This is a genomic window from Caniella muris (assembly GCF_943193035.1).
GTDB lineage: Bacteria > Actinomycetota > Coriobacteriia > Coriobacteriales > Atopobiaceae > Granulimonas > Granulimonas faecalis.
Window position 1 is genome coordinate 1,404,904 of record NZ_CALPCK010000001.1, and the last position, 22,055, is coordinate 1,426,958.

At 68.3% G+C, this 22,055-nt stretch carries 12 protein-coding genes and 2 tRNA genes; 1 reads left to right on the top strand and 13 read right to left on the bottom strand.

Translation table 11 applies throughout. The features are described 5' to 3' along the window. Window position 1: 1 nt before the first annotated feature. The 3 genes from NFR49_RS06045 to purB all read right to left on the bottom strand — a co-directional run bounded on the left by NFR49_RS06045 (window position 2) and on the right by purB (window position 3,346). Window positions 2–262 (bottom strand): TIGR03905 family TSCPD domain-containing protein, encoded by a 261-nt coding sequence (locus tag NFR49_RS06045; RefSeq protein WP_251158726.1) that lies wholly within the window; start codon window positions 260–262, stop codon window positions 2–4. Between the two features lie 253 nt (window positions 263–515). Further along, window positions 516–1,907: a Sapep family Mn(2+)-dependent dipeptidase gene (locus NFR49_RS06050; RefSeq protein ID WP_251158727.1), complete on the bottom strand. Its 1,392-nt coding sequence runs from the start codon at window positions 1,905–1,907 to the stop codon at window positions 516–518. Between the two features lie 92 nt (window positions 1,908–1,999). Then, window positions 2,000–3,346, bottom strand: a complete 1,347-nt coding sequence (purB, locus tag NFR49_RS06055; RefSeq protein ID WP_251158728.1) for an adenylosuccinate lyase — start codon at window positions 3,344–3,346, stop codon at window positions 2,000–2,002. A 136-nt stretch (window positions 3,347–3,482) separates the two neighbouring features. Between purB and NFR49_RS06060 the strand changes: the two genes are divergently transcribed. Next, window positions 3,483–4,379 carry a hypothetical protein gene (locus tag NFR49_RS06060; RefSeq protein ID WP_251158729.1) on the top strand — a complete coding sequence of 299 codons (897 nt, stop codon included), beginning with the start codon at window positions 3,483–3,485 and terminating at the stop codon, window positions 4,377–4,379. Window position 4,380: 1 nt separating this feature from the next. Here the strand turns inward: NFR49_RS06060 and NFR49_RS06065 are convergent, their stop codons facing one another. The 10 genes from NFR49_RS06065 to NFR49_RS06110 form a co-directional block, all read right to left on the bottom strand. Continuing rightward, entirely contained in the window at window positions 4,381–4,929 is a 549-nt protein-coding gene (locus NFR49_RS06065) for a hypothetical protein (protein WP_251158730.1), read from the bottom strand. A 384-nt stretch (window positions 4,930–5,313) separates the two neighbouring features. Further along, the gene (locus NFR49_RS06070) at window positions 5,314–5,544 is read right to left on the bottom strand and encodes an RDAC family protein (protein WP_251158731.1); all 231 of its coding nucleotides are present in this window, start codon (window positions 5,542–5,544) and stop codon (window positions 5,314–5,316) included. Window positions 5,545–5,546: 2 nt separating this feature from the next. Beyond that, entirely contained in the window at window positions 5,547–5,822 is a 276-nt protein-coding gene (locus tag NFR49_RS06075; RefSeq protein ID WP_251158732.1) for a DUF4177 domain-containing protein, read from the bottom strand. A gap of 101 nt (window positions 5,823–5,923) precedes the next feature. Then, a tRNA-Lys gene (locus NFR49_RS06080) sits at window positions 5,924–5,999 on the bottom strand. A 39-nt stretch (window positions 6,000–6,038) separates the two neighbouring features. Continuing rightward, complete coding sequence (locus NFR49_RS06085; RefSeq protein ID WP_251158733.1) at window positions 6,039–7,316, bottom strand: aminopeptidase; 1,278 nt, start codon at window positions 7,314–7,316, stop codon at window positions 6,039–6,041. A 57-nt stretch (window positions 7,317–7,373) separates the two neighbouring features. Further along, on the bottom strand, window positions 7,374–7,880 hold the full coding sequence (locus tag NFR49_RS06090) for a hypothetical protein (RefSeq protein ID WP_251158734.1): 507 nt from the start codon (window positions 7,878–7,880) through the stop codon (window positions 7,374–7,376). Between the two features lie 58 nt (window positions 7,881–7,938). Continuing rightward, a tRNA-Gly gene (locus tag NFR49_RS06095) sits at window positions 7,939–8,013 on the bottom strand. A gap of 263 nt (window positions 8,014–8,276) precedes the next feature. Next, window positions 8,277–12,506 (bottom strand): hypothetical protein, encoded by a 4,230-nt coding sequence (locus NFR49_RS06100; RefSeq protein WP_251158735.1) that lies wholly within the window; start codon window positions 12,504–12,506, stop codon window positions 8,277–8,279. Further along, window positions 12,503–14,350: a hypothetical protein gene (locus NFR49_RS06105; protein WP_251158736.1), complete on the bottom strand. Its 1,848-nt coding sequence runs from the start codon at window positions 14,348–14,350 to the stop codon at window positions 12,503–12,505. The genes NFR49_RS06100 and NFR49_RS06105 overlap by 4 nt, the downstream gene beginning before the upstream one ends. A 209-nt stretch (window positions 14,351–14,559) precedes the next feature. After that, on the bottom strand, window positions 14,560–21,660 hold the full coding sequence (locus NFR49_RS06110; RefSeq protein ID WP_251158737.1) for an InlB B-repeat-containing protein: 7,101 nt from the start codon (window positions 21,658–21,660) through the stop codon (window positions 14,560–14,562). Window positions 21,661–22,055 lie beyond the last annotated feature (395 nt).

The following is a 22,055-nucleotide window of genomic DNA, read 5'->3' on the forward strand; positions in this document are numbered from 1 at the left end:
GCTACACCTCCGCCTGGGCCGCCCGGAGGGCGCGGGTGAGCTGGTCGGCGCAGGAGGTGGGCCGGCGGCCGCAGGTGTTGCCCTCGAGGAGGGCCACGATCTCGTCGACCGGGCGGCCGGCGCACAGGGTGCCGATGGCCTTGAGGTTGCCGTCGCAGCCGCCCTCGAAGGACACGGAGCGCAGGGTGCGGCCGTCGTCCTCGAGCTCTATATGGATCGCGCGGGAGCAGACCCCGCGCGGCACAAAGTCATGGGTGGTCATGAAGCTAAAACCCTTTCGTCAGGGGAGAAGTATACGACGGCCCGGGTTTTTCAGCTTGCATGCACAGACCCTGCGCACGGTTGTCACGGCATCATCACGGGACACGGCCCCCTGTCCCATTGGTCGGACACTTTTGTCCCATTTTTCCGGGGCGGCCCGTCAGGGGGCGGATGACATAAATCGAGAAATAGGGGGAGTGACAGATGGGCCAGGCACCCCTGTCGCGCCTGTCACTCCCCCGCAGCGGGCGCCTCTACAGCGCCATCAGGTTCTCGATCGCCTGGATGTACACGGCCAGGGCCTCCTTGAGGGCCGCCTCGCTCACCGCCTCGTTGGGACCGTGCATGGAGCCGGCCCACTCGGGCTTGTCGGGGTCGTCGCCCTCCGGGCCGAAGGACACCGCGTTGGCGAAGTGCCGCGCGTAGGTGCCGCCGCCCATGGTGAAGGCGTCACCCTCCCGGCCGGTCACCCCCTCGTAGGCGTCGATCAGCGCCCTCACCTGCGGGGAGTCCGGCTCGATGTAGGAGGACTCCATGACGTGGGGTGCGCTCATGCGCATGCCGTGCTCCTCGGCGAAGCGGAAGAGGACCGCGTGCAGGTGCTCGGAGGTCGTCGACGTCGGGAAGCGGATGTCCACGGTCTGGGTGAAGCGGCCGTCCACGGTACGGGCCACGCCGCCCACCATGGTGAGGGGGCCGAACTTGTCGTCGGCAGAGTCGAGGCCCACGGAGGAACCGTCGGTGGAGGCGAGGAGCCCCTGCATGAACGCCACGTAGCCGCCCTGGGTGCGCTCGTCGTACAGGCCGTTGTCCGCGATGTAGCCGATGAGCACGCCGATGGCGTTGACCGTGCCGTCGGGCAGCGAGGCATGGCCGCCCACGCCGGTGGCCGACAGCTCGGCCAGGCCGCCGCCGAGGTCTCGGACCTCGATGCCGTCGGCCGCGGGCAGGCTCGCCGCCTGGGCCTCCACCACGGCCGTGGCGGTGCCGGGCACGGCGTTGGCCACGGTGCCGCCGCTCACCGAGACGAGGGGCGCGCCGGCCACGGGGCCCGAGAGGAACGTGGCCGTGAGGTGGCCCTTCTCGCCGCAGCCCACGCAGAACTCGGCGTCGGGCGTGAACAGGAACCACGGCTCGCCCTCGCGCTCGAGGTAGGCCGCCACGTCCTTCATGCCGGTCTCCTCGTTGACGCCCACGATGCAGCGCAGCGTGCGGGGCAGCGGCCTGCCGGCGCGGCGGAGGTACTCGGCCGCCCAGAGCGTGAGCACGAAGGGCCCCTTGTCGTCCACGACGCCGCGGCCCACGAGGTAGCCGTCGCGCTCGCGCAGCTCGAAGGGGTTGGAGTCCCAGCCGGGCCCGGCGGGCACCACGTCCACATGGGCGATGGTGGCAAGCACGCCGTCGCCGGTGCCGGAGAGGTCGGCGTAGGCGATGCGCCCGTCGATGTCGCAGGTCTCGAGCCCGTGGCGCCGGGCCTGGTCGAGCGCCTCGTCCATGGCCGCGCGGGGGCCGGGGCCCCAGGGCGCGCCGGGCGCCGCGGCGGCGAGGTTCTCCACGGAGTCCACCGCCACCAGGGCCGCGATGTCCTTCTTGACGCTCGGCCACACCTCGTCGACGAACTCCGAGATCTCCTTCGAAACAGCCATGCCCTCTCCTCTCTCCTGGGTTCCACGGGGGTCTTCGTGCCCATTGAGCCCCGTGCTGAAACGTGGGGACCGGAAAAGAGCGGACAAGTCGCCTACTCGAAGGAGAGCTCCCCCAGACGGTCGAAGACCGCGTCCACGCGGGTGAGGAAGGAGCGCGGGTCGAAGATGGCGTCGAGGGCCTCCTCGGAGAGGGACACCCGGGGGTCGGCGGCGAGCTTCTCGCGGAAGGTGGTGCCGGGCTCGCCCGCCTGGATCTCGCGCCAGGTGGCCATGGCGTTCTCCTGCACCACGGCGTAGGCGTCCTCGCGGCTCAGGCCCTCGTCCACCAGGGCGAGCAGCACCTTGGACGAGAAGATGAGGCCGCGGGTCTTGTTGAGGTTGGCGAGCATCTGGGCCGGGTAGAGCACGAGGCCGTCCACGATGCGGATGAGGCAGTGGAGCATGTGGTCGAGGGCGATGAAGGAGTCGGCCATGGCCACGCGCTCGGCAGAGGAGTGCGAGATGTCGCGCTCGTGCCAGAGGGCCACGTTGTCGAAGGCCACCTGGGCGTTGGCCTTGACCACGCGGGCCAGGCCGCAGACCTTCTCGGCGGTGATGGGGTTGCGCTTGTGGGGCATGGCCGAGCTGCCCTTCTGGCCGGCGCGGAAGGGCTCCTCGGCCTCGAGGGTGTCGGTCTTCTGCAGGTTGCGGATCTCGGTGGCGATGCGCTCGCAGGTGGCCGCCGTCGTGGCGAGGACGCCGGCGAGGTAGGCATGGTGGTCGCGGCTGATCACCTGGGTGGACAGCGGGTCGGCGTCCAGGCCGAGGTGCTCGCAGACGTAGGCCTCCACAGCCGGGTCGATGGAGGAGTAGGTGCCCACCGCGCCGCTGATGGCGCCGCAGGCCACGTTGGCGCGGGCGTCCTCGAGGCGCCGCAGGTCCCGGTACAGCTCCCACGCCCAGCTGCCGAACTTCATGCCGAAGGTCATGGGCTCGGCGTGGATGCCGTGGGTGCGGCCCACGCAGAGGGTGTCGCGCTCCTCGAAGGCGCGGCGCAGGCAGATGCCGCCGAGGCGCCGGACGTCGTCGACAATGATGTCGGTGGCCTGCACCAGCTGCAGACAGAGGGCGGTGTCGCCCAGGTCGGAGCTGGTCATGCCGTAGTGCACGTGGCGGCTGGGCTTGGGCTCGCCCTCGGGGACCTCGGCGTCGATGTGCTCGCCCAGGTTGGTGAGGAAGGCGATGACGTCGTGGTTGGTGACCGCCTCGATTGCGTCCACCTCGTCCACGTCGAAGCCCGCATGGGCGCGGATCCAAGCGGCCTCCTCCTCGGTGATGCCCGACTCGCCCAGCTTGGCGTGGGCCTCGCACGCCAGCACCTCGATCTCCTGCCAGATGGCGTACTTGTTCTCGAGCGAGAAGATATGGCCCATCTCGGGGCGGGTGTAGCGGTCGATCATGGGGGGCGTCCTTTCCGGATGGCGGGGGCCGGCTGCTAACTGGGGACGATTCTACCGGCTGAACCGCGGCTGTGCGGACTCACGGGCCGCCGGGACGCGGTGTATTCTTGTGTGGATCTCGGGAAGGAGGGGGGCCATGGGCCACGACGACATGAACGGCGCCATCGCGCGCCCGGGGCGCAGGCCCATACTCAACGCCGGCATCGCGCTGTGTGCGGCCGTCGTGGTGAGCCTCGTCGTGCTCACCTGCGCCCTGGCGGACCCGGCCGCGACGGCCGGCGAGGCCTCGGTCTGCTCCCTGGCCTGCATGGTGGTGGCCTACGCCGTCCCCTGCGTCGCCGGCATGGTGGTGGTCATCATGCGCGACATCTGCGTACCCCGGCGCCTCCGCTACGCCATGGCCGCGGCGTCCTTCGGGTTCCTGTGCTTCATCGCGGCCTTCCCCACCATGGGCGCCATCGCGCTGCCCGCCACCGAGACCGCCCGGCAGCTCGACGCCTTCTCCAGCGAAATCGTGCGGCGCGGCACGTGGCTCATCGTGCTCCTCGGCCTCGCCATGGGCTTCGCCATGCCCGTGAGCACCCGGGCCAAGGACGGCCCGGCTCTGCGGGCGCCGAGGAGGAGGCTCATCCAGGCGACGCTCGCCTGCCTGCTGTGGATGACCCTCTCGTTCCAGCTGGCCTTCGCCGTGATGGCCAGCGACGCGGGGATCCTGGCCATGGGTCCGGCGGTGACCTTCGTCACACGCTCCACCTGCGTGCCGCTCGGGGCGTTCCTCCTCACCTCGCTCGTGGTGTCGTGGCTCTGGGGCCTGGCCACCTTCGGCTACCCCTCGTGGCTCCCCAAGCTGCTGTTCTGGGCGCCGCTGGCCGTGATGGCGGTGCTCTTCGTCTCGGACGTCCTCGACGTGCTCCAGCTCCACACGGCCCTGAGCGTCGACTTCAACGACTACCGCCTCTCGGACGTCGGCATCGTCTACACCACGATCCTGGGGATCCTCTTCGGCGTCGGCCTCTCGGCCGTGGACGACTAGGTCACTCCCCCGAGGGAAGCAGCCCCTTGAACCCGAAGAGCCGCTGGCGCAGCGTGGCCGACTTGATGCGGCCCAGGGTCTCCGTGGCCGAATTGGCCCTCATCAGGGCGTCGCGCAGGGCGGCGGACGCCTCCCGGGCCTCGTCCCGCTCCTTCTCGATGGAGGCGTTCTGGGCCTCGAGCAGCGACGTGAGCTGGGCTATCTGGGCGTCTTTGGCAACAAGCTGCTCTTTGAGGCCCTCGATGCGCTCCTCGTAGGCGCGGCGGCTGTCCTCGATCCACGAACGGTAGACCTCGGCCGTCTCGCTCTCCCGCGGCGCGGCGTCCACCGCGGCCGCCGGCTGGGCCTCCTCCGCCTTGGCAGGCTGGGGCTCGGCGCGCTTCATCAGGGTGTCGGCGATGAGGGAGGCGGCGTAATCATCGATGTCGAGCATGCCGCGCTCGCCCTTCTTGACCACGTGCTCGCCGCGCAGGCCCAGGCTGTCGATGGTGCGGATGACCGTCATCTTGGAGACGTTGCAGCGGGTTGCGAGTTCTTTGAGGGTGGCCACAGGGCTTGCTCCTTTTAGGGTGCGACAAACGTGACGGTCATTGTATCACCGCCGGCCCACCGTATCCCACTGCCGTTAAGGCGTGTTACCCACCGTCTTCGTGCGACGGCATGCCGTGACGAAAGTGACCTTGGACCTAACTCGACGCTCGTCGTAACGCACCGTACCTGAACGGGATATGCATTCCGTAACGCCAGTATCCACACGCTGTTATAAATACAGACTTAAAGAATCTGCACCGCGGTGCGATGCCGTTGCGAAGACGGTTGTGACACAGGACCGTACCCGTAACGCCGTAACATCAACTCACCATCATATAGATACGTTCACCGATTTCCATAACGGAGCGCCATGGGTCCCCTCTCGGCGCCACGGCGGGCCCCGTCAGCTCCCCGCCACGAGGCGCCGGCCCTCCAGGGCGCGCACCGTCGCGCCGCGGGACGCGAAGAACCGCTCCAGCCACGGCCCCACGGGCTCGGGTCCGAAGTCGAGGGACTCGTCCCAGGAGAGGGACTGGGCCCCGCAGGCGTCGTGAAGGTGTACCGAGCCGGAGAAACCGGCCTCGGCGAGGGCGCGGTTGCAGTCGACGACGTCGAACGTGGTGATGACGGCCATGGTCACTCCTCCCCCACCGGACGCTCCAGGACCACACGGTAGCCCCAGGTCCGGTCGTTCCCCTGCATGTAGGCCACGCGTTCGCTCAACATGGGGACCACCTGCACGAGACGCCAGCCGTCCCGTGCCTCCTCGGCCACGATCTCCATGCAGCGGTCCAGAGCGGCGCAGGCACCGTCGTTGTCCCGCACCCCCCTGGGAAGCAGCCCCTCGCCCACGTTCGTGGCCAGGAAGTCGCGGAACGGCACGTCGCGGTGGCGGTACTCGAAACCTGCCATGGGAACCCCCATCCCTCATGATTCCGTGGATTGTCCACGATTCTATATAAAAGGAACGCCCCCACCCGCCGACTGTCGGCGGGTGGGGGCGTCTGTGCCTATGGTGGGCCCTGTGGGGTTCGAACCCACGACCTTGAGATTAAAAGTCTCCTGCTCTGCCAGCTGAGCTAAAGGCCCGTGAACGCACGCGTCGCGCGCGGTGTGTGCAATCTTACCCTACTCCCACGCCCACTGGCCATGGATGAACACCGGGACCTCCTCGCCCTTGGCGGTGACGCCCGTGATGTCGAGGTCGTCGGTGCCGATCATGAAGTCCACGTGCTGGGCGCTCTGGTTGACGCCGGAGGCCTCGAGCTCCGTGGGCGAGAGGTCGTAGCCGCCCTCGTAGCACTCGGGGAAGCCCATGCCCAGCGCCAGGTGGCACGAGGCGTTCTCGTCGTAGAGGGTGTTGTAGAAGAGCAGGCCGCTCTCGCGGATGGGCGTGTTCTTGGAGATGAGCGCGCACTCCCCCAGGCGGGCCGCGCCCTCGTCGGTGGCGAGGATGTGCTCCAGGACGTCCGCCCCCTCGGCGGCGCCGAAGTCGGCCACGCGGCCGCCCTCGAAGCGGAACCAGAAGTCGCGCACCACGCTGCCGTTGTGGACGAGCGGCAGGGCCGAGTGGACGATGCCGTCGGCACGGTTGCGGTCGGGGGTGGTGAAGACCTCCTCCGTGGGGATGTTGGGGAAGAACCGCACCCCGCCCTGGGTCTCGGCGGCGCCGCCGTCCCAGATGTGACGCGGCGAGAGGCCGATCACGAGGTCGGTGCCGCTGCTCTCGCTCACGTAGTGGAGGGCGTCGAAGTGACGGCGGTTGAGCGAGCGCTTGTTCTTCTCGAGCGTGGCGTTGTGGGTCTCCCAGGCGCTCTGGGGGTCGTCGGTCACGCGGGCCACGGAGAGGATGGCCTCCCACAGCTCGACGACCGCCGCGTGGGGACCGAGGTCGGGAAAGACCTTCTGGGCCCAGGCGCGGGTGGGCACGCCGCCGATGCACCAGGCGTTGAGGCCGAAGTCCAACCCGTGACGCCACACGTCGCACTGGGTGTTGGAGGCCTTGCGGCGGGCCGCCACCTTGGCCTGGTCCACGCCGGCCATGCCGTCGGGGTCGTCGCCGTCCAGCCACAGGAAGGCGGCGCCCTGCTCGGCGAGGCCGTTCATCTGCTTGACGCGCCACTCGGGCACGCGCTCGAACCACCCCTTGGGCACGTTCTCGTACTCCATGCGGGTGACGGCCTCGTCGCTCCACACCACGGTGACGTGGCCGGCGCCCTCGGCGTAACCGGCCGCGACGACGTCGCGCACGAAGGAGACGGCCTCGACGGGCGCCTCCACCACGAGCTCCTGGCCCTCGGTGAGGCCGAGGCCCTCGCGCACCAGCAGGTGCGCGTACTTCTTGAGACGGGGTGCGAGCGCCCCCATCTGGATGTCGAACTCCTCGTCGGTAAGCTCACGGCTCATGACCGGGCAACTCCTTTCAGAGGTTTGCGGAAGACCTTGCGTGCGGGCGGGGCCGGCTCAGCAGCGGAACAGCCGGTCGTCGTCCGCCCCCGTCTCATACCCAAGGCAGAAGTCGAGCGCGTCCACGAGGTACGGGGCGAACGTCGACGCCTTGGTGGCGGCCAGCTTGGGCACCGGAATCAGCTTGCGCCAGAAGGGGGTGTTGCGCGCCATGAGGACGGATGTCGCATAGAAGTTCTTCATCACGTCGTCGTCGAACCCGAACCTCCGGTACCACTGGTCGGCGTTCCTCACCCCGTACTCCGCCAGGAAGGCCTTGGCGTCGCCGCGCGACTCCACCGGGCACGCCGGTATGACGAACCCCATGTGGCGGGCCACGTCCCACACCAGCTGGTCGGCCTCGGGGTAGAACGAGAGCTCATCGCCGACGGCCTCGTGGATGAGGGAGACCAGGGCCTCCGGCGTGATCTTGGGGTCGAGGGAATAGGTACCGTCGGAGTTGCGGTTGCGCACGACGAACGCCCTGACCGCCTCCGCCATCCCCCGGTCGAACCTCTCCTGCATGGCCTCCTCCTGTCTGCCACACACAAAAAAGCCCCCTTGGTGGGGGCCGGAAGCGCGATGGAGCGGGCAACGGGACTCGAACCCGCGGATGTCAGCTTGGGAAGCTGATGCCTTACCACTTGGCGATGCCCGCATCGGGCTTGCATTATAGCCCAGATGCGCCCGTGTGGCACGACGGGACGGCACGGCATCCCGTCCCCATCACCCATCCTCGACACCCGCGCCCATCGGCATCCCTACTCGGCACCTGAACGCGTCTGAGGGCGACCCCTCCCCCACCTGAACGCGGTCAGGGGCGGATTCTGCCCGCCTGAACACGGATGAGGGCGACTTCCGGGGGTTTCGCCCGCGGAAAGTCGCCCTCAATCGCGTTCAGGCGGAGATAGATGGCGGGGCCTACCCGTCGCGGCGGCGCGACCGTGCCACGAGCGCGCCCGTGGCGCCCAGGGCGACGGCCGCGAGGCCGCCGAGCACCGGGGCCAGGGAGGCCACGTCCCCGGTGACCGGCAGGATGCGTCCCACCGGCACGCGGGAGAGCGGCGTGAGGGCGGGCCTCAGGGTGCCGCTGCCGCCGGAGCCATCGGTGCCACTGCCGTCAGCGCCGCCGGAGCCGCCCTCGGCGGGGGCCACCGGGTCGGAGGCGCCGTCGGGGTAGGCGGCCGGCGTGGGGTCGAGGACCACGGAGCCGGCGAAGTCCTCCGGCTTGGCGGGGTCGCCCGGCGCGGGGGCGTCGTCGTCGCGGCCGAAGATCGTCTCCGTGGGCGCGTCGGACGGCCGCACGAAGGACGCCACGGCGTGGTTGCCGATGTCGCGGCCCTCGGCGTCCTCGGTCACCCGGGCGTCAAACCGCAGCACCGCCTGCTCGCCACCCTTGAGCGAGCCGCCGAACACCGAGATGGCGTGGGTCGCCGGGTCGTACACGGCGTCGGGCACGGCCACCGTCTCCCCGCCGGGGAGCTCCAGGGTCATGGTGCCGGCCACGACCTCCACGCCCACGGGCAGCTCGTCGGAGACCACCACGTCGTACACGCAGGTCTCGGCAGCGCCGCCGTTGGCCACGGTGACGGTGTAGGAGATGAGGTCGCCCACATGGGCCTTGCCATCCCCGTGGGGCGTCTTGTTGGTGGACTCCTTGGCCACGGTCACCTGGGCCGTGTCAGGGTCGGCGGGGGCCACGGGGCCCACGGTGCCGGGCACCGGGTCGCTCTCGGGGTAGGTGCCGTCAAAGAGCACGTAGCCCAGGGCCAGGGTGCCGGTCAGCCCGCGTGTGTCACCGGCGGCCTCGCGGCGGTAGGAGACGTCCACCCGATAGGTCGCGGGCTCGGAGAGGTCCACCTCGGCGTCGGGGGCCACCTCCTCCTCGGAGCCGTCGGCAGCCACGCGCACGAGCTTCCAGTCGCCCGCGGCGACGCCGTCCGGCAGGGTCAGGCCGCGGTCGGCCGCCAGGGCCAGGGCACGGTCCTTGAGCTCGGAGGCGGTGACGGTGCCCTCGGAGACGCGCTCGGAGACCGTCATGGCCGCCGAGAAGGTCCCGGGTGCGGGGTCGTCGCCGGGGCGCTCGTCCTCGGGGGTGTCGTCGTCCCACACCACGTGGTGCAGGACGGCCCTCACCCGGGAGCCGTCCTCGGCCACATAGGTGGCCGCAAGCTCGCTCCGGCCGGTCTCGACGAGCGAGGTGGCCTCGTCGCCGGTGACGGCGCGGCCGAGGGGCGCCACGGCGTGGGCCGCCGTGAACGCGAGGTCGGTGGGCTCGGCCGAGAGCTCGTAGCCGTCGGCCGCCGCGAAGCCGCGCAGGTGCCCGAGAAGCTCGTCGCGGGTGATGGAGGTGACCTCGGCGTCGGCGGCCACGGCGCGCACGTGCTCCGTGTACTCCAGCTCGACGTTCGCGGGCTCCTCGTCCTTGCGGTCGTCGAGGGTGGGGTCGGCGGGCGGGTTGTCGTCGCCGAAGGGCCCGGGGGTGTCGTCGGGCGGCGTCACCACGACCTTCTTGGGGGCGTCGGGGTCGTCGGGATCGGGGTCGGGGTCGCTCAGGGTGTCCGTGGGCAGCGTGCCGAAGGCGCGCCCCACGTTCACGAGCGACTGCGGGTCGGTGTGGCTCAGGCGCTCGGCGGTCACGCGGGCCCTGAAGCGCACGGTGGCCGTCTCGCCGCCGTAGAGGTCGCCCACGGCCACGTAGAGCGTGCGGCTGTCGGCGCCGTAGTCGACCGAGAAGTCGTCGGCCTTGAGCAGGCGCTCCTTCTCGGTGCCACGGCGGCACACGACCTCGATGGAGCCGGGCACGTACTCCACGCCAACGGGGAGCGTGTCGGCCACCACGGCGGCGTGGTACACGGAGCCCGCCTTGGCGTTGGTCGCGGTGATGGTGTAGAGCAGCTCGTCACCCACCTGCACGACCTCGCGGTTGCCGCGGTCCTCGGCACCGGCCGTCACGTTGACCCAGGTCTTGGCCACGGAGATGTCGCCCGCGGGCACGTCGGGGTCGGCAGGGACCACCACGAGGTCGTGGTCGTCCCCGTCGGTGACGTCCACCTGCACCACCACGGTGGTGGTGATGGAGCCGTCGTCGCCCTCGTGCTCCCAGGTGACGGTCACGCGGTAGGTGGCGGGGGCCGAGAGGGGCACGCCACCGGTCACGGTGGTCCTGCCGGCACCGTCGACGCGCGTCACGGACACCGTGGGCGTCACGCCCTCGGGGAGCCCCTTGCCGTTCTCGGCGGCGATGCGGGCGGCCACCTCGGCAAGCTCGTCGTCATCCATCACGGCACCGGGGTCCACGGTGCGGGTCTCGGTGCCCTCGGCGTCGTCGACGGTGTGGGACGGGTCGTCGGGGTCGGGGTCGGAGGGGTCGGACGGGTCCCGCTTCTCGGCCATGGGGTCGGCCCAGGCGCTCGCGGCGGGCTCGTCGGCGTTGCCCAGCTCCTTGCCGTTCTCAAAGTCAAAGCGCGTGTCCCACGGGAACACGTCGTCGTGGAACTTGTCCTGACCGTACACGCCCCAGGTGGCGCACTCGGAGCGCAGGGCCTCCAGGGGCCCGTGCTCAGGCAGGATCACGCCGTCGTTCACCGTGACGTCCATCACAAAGCGCACGGACTGGCCGCCGTAGAGGGCCGGCAGGCTCGCCACGGTGAGGGTGTCGCCCGAGCGCGTGTAGCCGCTGCCCTCCTCGAGGGCGGTCACGGAGCCGTCGGCCGCCACGAGGCGCAGGGACGAGAGCGTGGCGTCGGCCGGCACGGTGAGGGAGTAGACCGGGTTCTGGTACATGGTCAGGCCGGCGGTGTTGGAGACCACCGCGGTGTAGCGCACGGTGTCGCCCGGGCGCACGGTGCCGTCGGAGCGCGAGACGTCCCGCGCCGTCATGGACGCCTCGAGCGTGGGCTCCGTGGCGAGGTCCGGGTTCACGAACACCCGGAAGCTGCGGGTGGCCCCGTCGTAGGCGCCCGTGCCGTGGATGGTGGCGGTGATCACGGCCACGCCGGTACCCACCACGCGGGCCTTGGTGCCGGCCACGTAGGTGGAGGTGCCGGGCCGGTACTGGGCGCGGCGCCCCACGAGGCTGGCGTTGGGCTCCACGGCGACGACGCCGGGGTCGGAGCTCACGATGTCGATCTCGCCCACGGAGCTCGTGAGCGTGTAGACGTCGAACCAGTCCTTGTCCTTGCCGATGAACGTGGCGCCGTCGACCACCTGCTGGGCCGGTGCAGCCTCGTAGTCGGCGTCGACCACCCAGGTCTTGAGGGAGCCGTCGTCGCCCACCACCAGGTTGCCGGCGTCGTCGCGCTCGCCGTCGAGGTAGCTGATGCGGGCCGCGGCCACGTCGAGGGCGGAGGGGTCCTTGGCAAAGGGGTCGGCCGGGTCGAAGCCCGTGGCCGTCAGGGCGCCGCTGTAGAGCGTGAAGCCGGGCTGGGCCATCTCGATCTCGACGTTGGTGACCGGGCTCTCGCTCTCGTAGTAGTCGAGGTAGGCGCTGTCCTCGTAGGCCGGGCCCGTGGAGCGGTCGCCGCGCAGGGGCGGGTCGTCCGAGGTCACGGACGTGTAGCGCACCTGCACGGTGTGCTGGTTGTCATCGGTGGCGGCGAGGCCCCAGGCCTCGAGCTGGGAGCGCGTGATCTTGAAGTAACCCACCACGTGCTCGCGGCCGTCGACCTTCTCTACCGCCACGGGGACGGAGGTGTCCCTGAAGGTCTCCTCGTCGAGCTCGATCACGCCGCCCTGGGAGGCCGTGAGGGGCCGGCCGTCGAGGTAGAGGCTCACGGTGCCCGTGGGGGCCGCGCACGTGGCGGCCGACGGCGTGTCGGTGCCGGGGATGGTGCCGCTCGTCACGTCGAAGGGCACCACGAGGCAGTCCATGGTGGCGGTGTTGAAGTCGATGGCGGAGTCGGAGCCCTGGGCCCACGTGGGTTCGCTGTAGGAACGGGTCTCCCCTCCCACCTCGACGTCGACGCCGTGGCCGAGGGAGGAGATGTCGGCCTGGGTGGCGGAGTTCACCGGGTTGATGACGGCGTTGCCGCGGATGCGGTGGCCCCAGTACGACTGCATGCCGGGGTCGGAGGCGTACTGCTTGGAGACGATCTCGATGAGCTGGCGCCCGGAGTCCGTGGGCAGGGACGAGCCGGAGCCGATGATCACGGGGTCGCCGTTCTTGTCGACCTCCTCGGAGACGGTCTGGTAGGTGTACTCGAGGGAGCTGGAGTCGGTGAGGCGCTTACGGTCTCGAGGCCCGCGGTGGAGATGTAGTGGCCCTCCTCCTCGGAGAGCTCGAGGCCGGGCAGGGGCAGGCCGTCGTAGTACTTGTCGAGCTTGGAGAAGTAGCCGGCCACGACCTCGCGGGCGGCGGGGTCGAGCTCCTCGTTGTCGAGGTCGATGTTGACGTAGCGCTTGAGGGTGGACCCGGAGGAACCGCCGAGCTCCTCCACGTAGAGGGGCTCGAGGCGCTGCTCCTTGCCGTTGGCGTCGATGTAGTTGAGGCGCACCTCGATGCGGGCGGACTTGCCGGTCTCGGGGTCCTTCTGGAGGTAGGCGTCGGAGAGCCAGAGGTACAGCTTGCCGTCGTCGAACATGGTTGGCGCGCCGTAGCTGTGGGGCTGCCCGTTGACGAGGAGCTGCCAGCCGCTGATCTTGGAGTTGAGGCTGTCGAGCTGCTCGAGCTCGGCCTTCATGTCGATGGTGACCATGGTGAGCTTGGTGGTCTTGGTCTCGTCGGACCACGGGCCGTCGCCCTGGAACTTGCTCATGTTGGCGATGCGCATGGAGCCGCCGGTGACGATGACGGTGCCGTCGCGGCCGCCGAGGTCCCAACGGCCGCTCCCCGACGTGGGCAGCAGGGTGCCGCCGGTGACCTTGATGACCTTGCCCTTGGCGCCCGGGGCGGCCGCGGAGTCGCAGGCGCCGCCGAAGGCGTTGCCGTGGGTGAAGCCGCGGGCCTTGAGGAAGCCGCCGTTGATGGTGATGTTTCCGCAGGTGGAGTTGGGGGTGGTGGTGAGGGCGCTGGGCTGGCGGGCGCCGCCGTTGTAGGTGGTGCCGCCCTCGTAGCGCAGCGGGGCGCCGATGGCGGCGCCATGGTACGAGCCGTAGGCGTCGATGTCGGCGGCGTTGAAGACCATGTCGGTGGCACCGCCGCCGCAGCCGGCGCCGATGCCCGCGCCGGCGCTGGCGTAGTAGCTGCCGCTCACCGGGGAGTCGGCGTCGCCGCCGGCACCGGGGTTGTCGAGGTCCACGGCCACGCCGCGCCAGGTCACCGCGACGATGGAGCCGCCGTCGAAGACCATGAGCCCGGCGTTCTCCATGGAGCCGGAGCCGATGGCCGCGCAGCCGTAGCCGCCGGCCACCTTGAGGACGCCGGGGTCGTCGGAGGCGAGCTTGAGGATCTCGTCGCCCACGGCCACCTCGGTGCCGTTGAGCAGCGTGCCGGCCGTGGCGATCTTGCCGCCGTCCACCTCCACGTGGGTGCCGTCGACGAGGCGGTTGGTCACGGAGTCGTCGATGGTGAGCTTGGCGGTCTCGGCCACGTGGATGCCGGCGCAGTTGGTGTCGAGCTGCGTGCGCAGGTAGTTGGTGGAGCCGTCGGCCAGGGTGATGTGGAGCGACGAGCCGGGCCAGAGGTCGATGGGCGAGTTGCGGTCCGCGGCCGTCGAGGGCGCGGAGCTCTTGCTCGTGAGGTCCAGATTGTCCAGGGTGATGGAGGCGTCCACCCCCTCGGCGATCTTGATCGAGCCCTCGCCGGTGCCCGAGAAGCTCAGCGGGGTCCCCGTCTTCACGGTGAGCAGGAGCGGCGAGATACTCACGTCGTAGTCGACGCCGCTCACGCCGCCCGTGACCGTGACGCCGCCGAAGACGGTGGTCGACGTCCCCTCCCGGACCGCCTCGGCCACGGCGGCCACGCAGGGCTGGGGCACCGAGAGGGCCACGGCCAACACGGCGGCCAGCACGGTGCGCATGGACAGAAGGCGTGGGTGGGTGCGTTTGGACTTCATAGGTTCCACTTCCTTCCCTTATCGGGACAGCTGTATTCAGCCTGAATATAGATACACTACCTCACTTTTCCTTTTGCAGGACCCCTCGAAGGACGTTCGGCGGCGGTCCCCTCGGCCCGCGGGCCCCGCCCCGCCACAGGAAAGGGCCCGCACCTCTCGGTACGGGCCCTTTGGGGAGCGATGATGGGCGGTGCCCTCCTCCGCTGCCGTTACTCCTCGTCGTCGCGACGCTTGCGGCCGATGACCAGGGCGCCGGTGGCTGCCAGGGCGATGGCGCCCAGGGTGCCCATGGCGGGGGCCACGGAGGCGATGTCTCCGGTCCTGGGAACCGCGCCGCCGGTGAAGGGCAGCCTGCGCGTGGTGGTCGTGGTCGTGGTGGTCGTGCTCTGGCTCTTCAGCCAGTCGAGGTACTTCTGGTGATCGGGGTGACCCTCGTCCTTCCAGTCGTAGACGCCGTCACCGTTGGTGTCCCCGCCCTTGATCGAGTCGAGGTACTTCTGGTGATCGGGGTGGCCCTCGTCCTTCCAGTCGTAGACGCCGTCACCGTTGGTGTCCACGTTCTTGTCGGGCCTGCCGTCGCCGTCGGTGTCGATGTTGATGTCAGGCCAGCCGTCGCCGTCGGTGTCCACGTTGACATCGGGAGTGGGCACGGGGTCGGCCTTGGGATCCACGGGGTCCGGGACGCCGTCACCGTCCTTGTCCACGATGTTGAGGTCGGGCTTGCCGTCGCCGTCCTTGTCGATGTTGAGGTCGGGCTTGCCGTCGCCGTCGGTGTCGATGTTCACGTTGGGCTTGGACGCCTCGGGATCCTTGGGATCCACGGGGTCGGGCTTGCCGTCCAGATCGACGTCGACGATGTTGATGTCGGGCTTGCCGTCGCCGTCGGTGTCCACGTTGGTGTCAGGCTTGCCGTCGCCGTCGGTGTCCACGTTGGTGGTGGGGACCTTGGGTGAATCCGGGTCCTTGGGATCCACGGGGTCGGGCTTGCCGTCGCCGTCGGTGTCCACGATGTTCACGTCGGGCTCGCCGTCGCCGTCGGTGTCGATGTTCACGTCGGGCTTACCGTCGCCGTCGGTGTCCACGTTGACCTCAGGGACGCCGTCGCCGTCCTTGTCGATGTTGGTGGTGGGCTTCTTGGGGTCCTTGTCCGGGTCGTCGGGGTCGACGACGTCGGGGTCGGGCTTGCCGTCGCCGTCCTCGTCGACGATGTTGGTGTCGGGCTCGCCGTCGCCGTCGGTGTCCACGTTGGTGTCGGGCTCGCCGTCACCGTCGGTGTCCACGTTGTTGTCGGGCTTGCCGTTACCGTCGGTGTCCTCGTTCAGGAGGATGGTGGTCACGGCCACGTGGTGGTCGGCATCCACGTTGGTGAAGCCCTTGTCGCCGGCGGAGCGGGTGGAGACCTGGGACCCGCCGTGGTTGAACACGTTGTCGCTCACAGAGGCGGAGTCGCCGTCCACCTCGACGTCGATGATGTAGGGGACGTTGAGGGGCATGGCGGAGGAGCCGTCCTCGTCACCCTCGGCCTGGGTGGCCGGGGCGCCGTCGATCTCCCAGGTCACCTGGTGGTCGGCCCCGGCGCTCACCGTCTTGGTGGGCGTGATGGTGAGGGCGCCGTAACCGCGCACGTCGGTGGAGATGACGTAGCGGGGCTCGAATCCGCTCTCCTTGATGGGGTCGGAGGGGCGGTTGGGCTCGAGGACCACCGTCACCACGGTGTCGGCGGTGACGTTGTCGAGGCTGATGGTGTTGGCTGCGGCCCCGCCGTTGACGGAGACCACACGGTACCCAGCGAGGTCGGCCCAGGAGAGGGTGGCGCTGCCGCCGTCGGGCACGAAGCCCTCGCCCTCGGTCTTGGGCTCGGTGGCGAGCACGTTGCCCTCGGGGTCGGTGAAGACCACGGAGACGCGGTGGAGCTTGCCGTCCTGACGGTCGGAGACGACCTGCTTGGTATCCTCGGGCGTCTCGCTCTCGGCCACGAAGTAGACCACCACCATCTGGTCCTCGGTGATGTTGGTGATGCTCACCGAGGTCTTGCCGTCGGTGGTGACCGGCTCGGTGAAGACGTTCTTGTCGGCGTCGGGGCCGTTGGTGCCGTCGGCGTAGGCCTTGGTCATGAGGGAGAAGCCCTCGTCGGCCGGGGCGTCGTCGGAGAGTTGGGAGGCGGCGGCCGTCAGGGCGTCGTCGGCCGTGGCGCCCTCGGGCTCCTGGGCCTGGACGTCGTCGGACACGGGCTCGGTGCCGTCGGCCTCGTCAGCCACGGGGGCGGAGACGCTGGGGGCGACCGGGTCATCGAAGGGCTCGGTGGCCTGGGGCTCGTCGGACTGGGCGTTGCGCGGGTCGCTGGCGGGCGCCTGGGCGGCCGGGTCGGCCGAGAGCGCCTCGGGGTTCACCTGGTCGGCGAGGGCCTGGGGCTCGTCGGCGGTCTCCTGCTCGGAGGCCGTGGCGGCACCGTTCCAGGTGACCTTGCCCTTGATGGTCTCGGCGATCTTGCCGTCCTGCCCGATCAGGTGGGTGATGGTGCCCGTCTGGGACGCGGCGGCACCGTTGCGCTTGTCGGTGACCTCCACGGCGCCCACCCTAAAGCCGGACTTGGGGGTGGCGAGGATGTTGGAATAGTTGCCGTAGAGACCCACCGTGCGGGAGGCCACGATGGAGCCGCCGTCGGCGTTGGGGACGACCTGGCCGTCGACCACCTGGCGGGTGACCTTGTAGGTCTCCACCTTGCGCACCACAGGCTCCACGTAGACCTTCACGTCGGCATCCTGGGTGAGGGTGACGGTGACCTGCTGGTTGTCCTGGTCGACCTTGGCGGCGGTGTCGCCGGTGACCTCGACCTTGCTCACCTGGTAGTAGGTGTAGTCCTCGGAGTCGTAGTTGTCGCCGTTCTCGACCTTGTACTCCACGGTGTGGGTGTCGCCCTCCACCTTCTTGGAGACGAAGCCGCCGTCGATCTCACCGGCGCCGCCGATGATCTGGGTGGTCACCTTGACCCACTCGTCGGGGTCGGAGAAGTCCGGCACCACCGGGTCGGGGTCGGTGCCGTCCTCGGAGGCCGGCTCCTGGAAGAAGTAGATGTCGACGACGTGGTTGGCGTTGGGGGTGAGGCCGTAGCTGGCCGCATCCTTGAGGTTGGTCTTGAAGTTGCCGTTGGCGTCCAGACCGCCGCGCACGGTCTTGCCGTCGACGCGGATCTCGTAGGCCTTGTAGGCCGACCCGTTGCGGTCCCACGTGAAGGTCCAGTCGGCGCTGGCGGCGTCGGCGAACGGGATGGTCTTGCTCGAGGAGGTGAGGAAGGTGCTGTCGCCGCCGTAGCGGTTCACGGTGATGGTGTAGGCACCGTCGCTGCTGGTTCCGCCGATGGTGGGCATGGAGGTGCTCGTCACGTAGACGGCCACCTTGTGGTCGGCGGCAAGGCCCTTGAAGTCGAAGGTGTTGCCGGAGACCTCCACCTCGCGGCCGTCCACCAGCACGCGGGTGATCTTGCAACCGGAGCACACGTTCCACTCGATACGGGCGTCGGTACCGGCCAGGTAGGGCTTGGTGCCGGTGATGGTGCAGCCGTCGGAGGCGTTGCAGCCGTGGATCTCGGTGGTCACGGTGTAGGCCTTGCGGGGCACGTCGCCGCCGGTGGGGCCGGAGGGGTCGGTGGTGCCGGAGTCCTTCACAAACTCCACCACGATGTTGACGTTGTCGGTGAGACCGTCCTCAGGGGTGAAAGAGCCCTTGGCGATCAGGTCGTCGCGGACCACGCCGTCCACGGTGACCTTGGCCACGTGGCTGCCGGCGTCGGCCTTCCAACTGACCGTGGGCTTGGAACCCTCACGCTGGGCGGTCTTGGACTCCACGGTGCCGGTACCGGTGCTGTGGCTGTCGGCCTTCACCACCACGTCGAGGTAGCGGTCGTAGTAGAGGCGCAGGGCCAGGCTCGGGCTGCCGGTGACGGTGCCGGTGAGCACGTTGTTGGGGTTGTCGGCGTTGTACCAGTACCTGGTGCCGTCAACGGTGAGCTCGGCCGTCTTGTCGCCCTCGGCCACGGCCACGGTGGACTCGGTGGTGGCGGTGTAGGTCTTGGTGACGGAGGCGTCGTTCACACGGGTGTAGACGGCGTTGCCCTCGGCGTCCTTGGCGCCGGAGTTGACCCAGTACTCGACGGTGTACTTGGTGTCGTCGCGCGGGGTCCACGTGGCCTTGAAGGTGTGGTTCTCGGTGACGATGGGGGCACCGGTGCCGTCGGTGGTCTCCTCGCGGATCTCACCGGACTCCTCCACGTAGTGCCAGCCGGTGAAGTCGTAACCGGTCTTGGAGGGGGTGGGGAACCGGGCCATGGAGCTGGTGGCATAGGAGGGGGCGTTGGCCTTCTGGTAGGAGACGTCGCCCACGCGGCTGCCGCCGTCGGAGTCGAAGGAGACGATGAACTTGCTTGTGTCGTACTTCCACACCGCGTAGACCGTGATGTCGTGGGACGGCATGGTGGGGGCGGGCACGGTGGTCAGGCCGGCATCGGCCGTGGAGGACTTGGCGAAGGTGTTGGCGTAGTCGTCCATGGCGTTCTTGGTGGTGGACCAACCCTGGAAGATGTAGCCGGCCTTGGTGGGCACGCCACGACCCTGGACGGGGATGGCGAGGGAGCCCACGTTGGTGCCGAAGGCCACGTCCTCGATGGAGCGGACGTTGCCGAGGGAGCCGCCGTTGGCGTCGAAGCGCACGACGTAGTTGCCGACCTCCCACTGGGCCACGAGGTAGTAGGTGTCACGCTTGACGGCGCCGCTCTCCTCGTCGACCTCCTTGACGGCCAGCTGGTCGGTGACGTCGGCCACGTTGTCCTTGTTGTTGATGTAGGCGGAGTCGGCCACCTTGGTGGCGTCGTCGGTGTTGAGGAGCTTCCAGCCCACGAAGGTGTAGCCCTCACGGGTGGGGGTCACGTTGTGGTCCTCGATCTTCTTGTAGATGGAGGACTTGGAGACCACCTGGAACTCGGAGGAGGGCTTGCCGGAGATGTCGCCGCCGTTGGCCAGGTAGATGAGCTTGGCGTAGTCCTTGGAGTAGGACGGGCGGATGATGATCTCGTTGCCCTCGGGGTCGGGGGTGGAGCCCGGGGTCACCGGGTCGCCGCCGGGGGTGGTCCAGCCGCTGAACTTGTTGTTCTCAGGGTCGTCCTCGGGGTCGGGGACCTCGTCGTCCTCGGGCAGCACGATGATGGGCTTCTCGCCGATGACGTAGTAGTCGTCGATGGGGTTGCCGTTCTCGTCCTCGACGCGCACATGGGTGGGCTGGAAGACGGCCTTGTTGCCGACGTTGCCGCACTCGTCGCGCACCCACACCACCAAGGGAGAGGTGTCCACGATGTCGAGGTCGAACTCGAACTGGTGCTGGGGGATGGCCAGGGTCTCCCAGTCTTCGTCGGTGGGGGTGGCGTTGACGTCGTTGGTCACCCAGTAGGCCGCCACACCGGAGCCGCGGCCGTCGGTGATGAAGGTGATGCCGTCCTCGTCGATGCCCTCGCCGGTGTCGGTGAGGGTGATGGTGGCCTTGTTCTTACCGGTGTTGGCACCCTCGATGAAGGGCTCCTCGTTGTCGAGGTAGGCGGTCACATAGGTCTGGGAGACCTTGGAGACGTTGCCCTTGTCGTCGGTGACGGAGAGCTCGAAGGTCCAGCGGCCGTGGGCGCTGTTCTTGGTGAACAGGTAGTCCTCGATCTTGGAGGGGTCGTCGTAGGTCTTGTCGAAGACCTTGGTGTTGGAGGGGTCGTAGACGGTCCAGTGCCAGCTCACCAGCTTGCCGTCGTCACCGGAGAGGGTGCCGGTCATGGACTTGTCCACCATGTTGACCGGGACGGTGCCGTTGGTGTTCACCAGGTGCTGCAGGTGCACCGTCATGAGCTGCTCGTCGGTGTCGCTGTTGACGATGTAGAAGTTGGCCAGGGGCAGCTCGGAGCTGATGGGCGCCTGGTTGAACTTCTTTCCCTCCACGAAGTTCTTGTAGATGTAGCCGGCGATCTCGCCCACGTAGTCGTCGCCCATGGCGATGAAGCCGTTGTCGGCGCCGAGGCCCTGGTGGGTGGTGTCACCGTTCTCGTCCTTGGTGGAGTCGGTGACCACCTTGCCGTCCTGGGCGTTGGAGATGTAGAAGATCTCGTTCTCATTGAGGCGGTTGATGCCGTCGGTGTAGTCGGGGTTGGTGCCGCCGGCCTCGCCGAACTCGTCGGGGATCTGGGGGTCGTTGGAGGTGCCGGCGAGGTTGATGAAGTACTTCTGCTCGGCGCCCTGGAAGTACTGGGTGTTCTTGAGGGCGTCGAAGGCGGAGGCGGCGTAGCTCATCTCGAGGTCGGAGAACTTCATGATCGAGAGGGAGGCGCAGCCGTGGCTCACATAGTTGACCAGGGGTCCGAAGCCGTTGAACCCGGTGTTGTCCAGGGGCTGGTTCTTGAGGAGGTTCACCGGGTCGCCGAGGTTGCCGGACGCGTCGTAGGTCTGGTACTGCATGGTGACGCTGTTCTTGTTGAGCTCGACGGTCACGCGAACCATGTTCTTGGGACCGAAGTTCATGGTGGGCACCGACGCGACCTGGGTGCCGGTGGTGGCGGCCAGGGTGGTGTCGGCCCCCACGCTCACCTTACGCAGGGTGCAGGCGTTGCTGCCGGCCGTGAACATGAGCACGTAGCCGGAGACCGTGTTGTTCTCGATGCCGGCGTTGAGCCAGAAGCCGTAGCTGCCCAGGGTGTGGGTGTCGATGACGGCGGGGTTGATGTCAAAGGAGAAGGTACGGCGGGAGTCGCTCGAGGCGGGGTAGATCATGTAGTCGCTCAGAGCCTGCGTACCGTAACCGGCGAACACCATGGAGGACTTTCCCTGGTCGTCCACGGACGAGTAGATGTGCCGGTCGAAGTTCTTGCACTTGTTACCCGTGGTGTTGGTGTTGTTCTTGAAATAGCTCTCGATGGTGCCGGTGCCGTTGGTCTGGGAGTTGTCGGCCTGGCGGAAGGGCTGGTTGGCCCGTTGGTCGGCGGGCACGATGCTGTTATAGGTGGCCTGGTCGCGATAGTGGTCGCGCACGAGCCAGCCGCTCAGGTCGGTGGTGTCGATGGAGACGTCGGTGTTGGTGATACGGAATGCCGACGGGTCCATGCCCTGGTCGATGAGCTTCTGGGTGAGCTCCTGTTTGAAGTCGAGGAAGGTGCCGGGATAGTCCGCAGGGACCGTCACGGCGATGTCGACCTTGGGGGTGGGGTTGGCACCCACGTCGATGGCCCCGTAGGCAGGGCTCAACGCGCCCGACCCCAGAAGGCCGATGAAGGCGAGAAGGGTACACACTACCAGGCCATAGAGCCTGGCCAAATGCCGATGTACCCCTCCCTTCAGCTTCTTCAACATTTTCTGCACCTCTCATTCCCTTCGAGGTTAGATATGGGTAGATGTGAGACATTCTACGCCTCTAAATTCAGTTGGAGTACAGAAAAGCTCAGGAAAACTGTACTTACGGGACTCTGAAAGGGTAAATAGGCCGTTTTATCGGGTACTTTTGGCAAGATTGTCATATTTATTCATCCCGATACGGCACGATTCCGCTTCAGAAAGGTCCCATTCTGAAAAACAAATCCACAGGTTGCCATTCAACAGCCCATGCTGTATTTATCCTGAACTGTCGGATAGACACAGATAATTATCTAAAGGCGACGATGGGAACGGTCTCTCCACGGACCTATCAA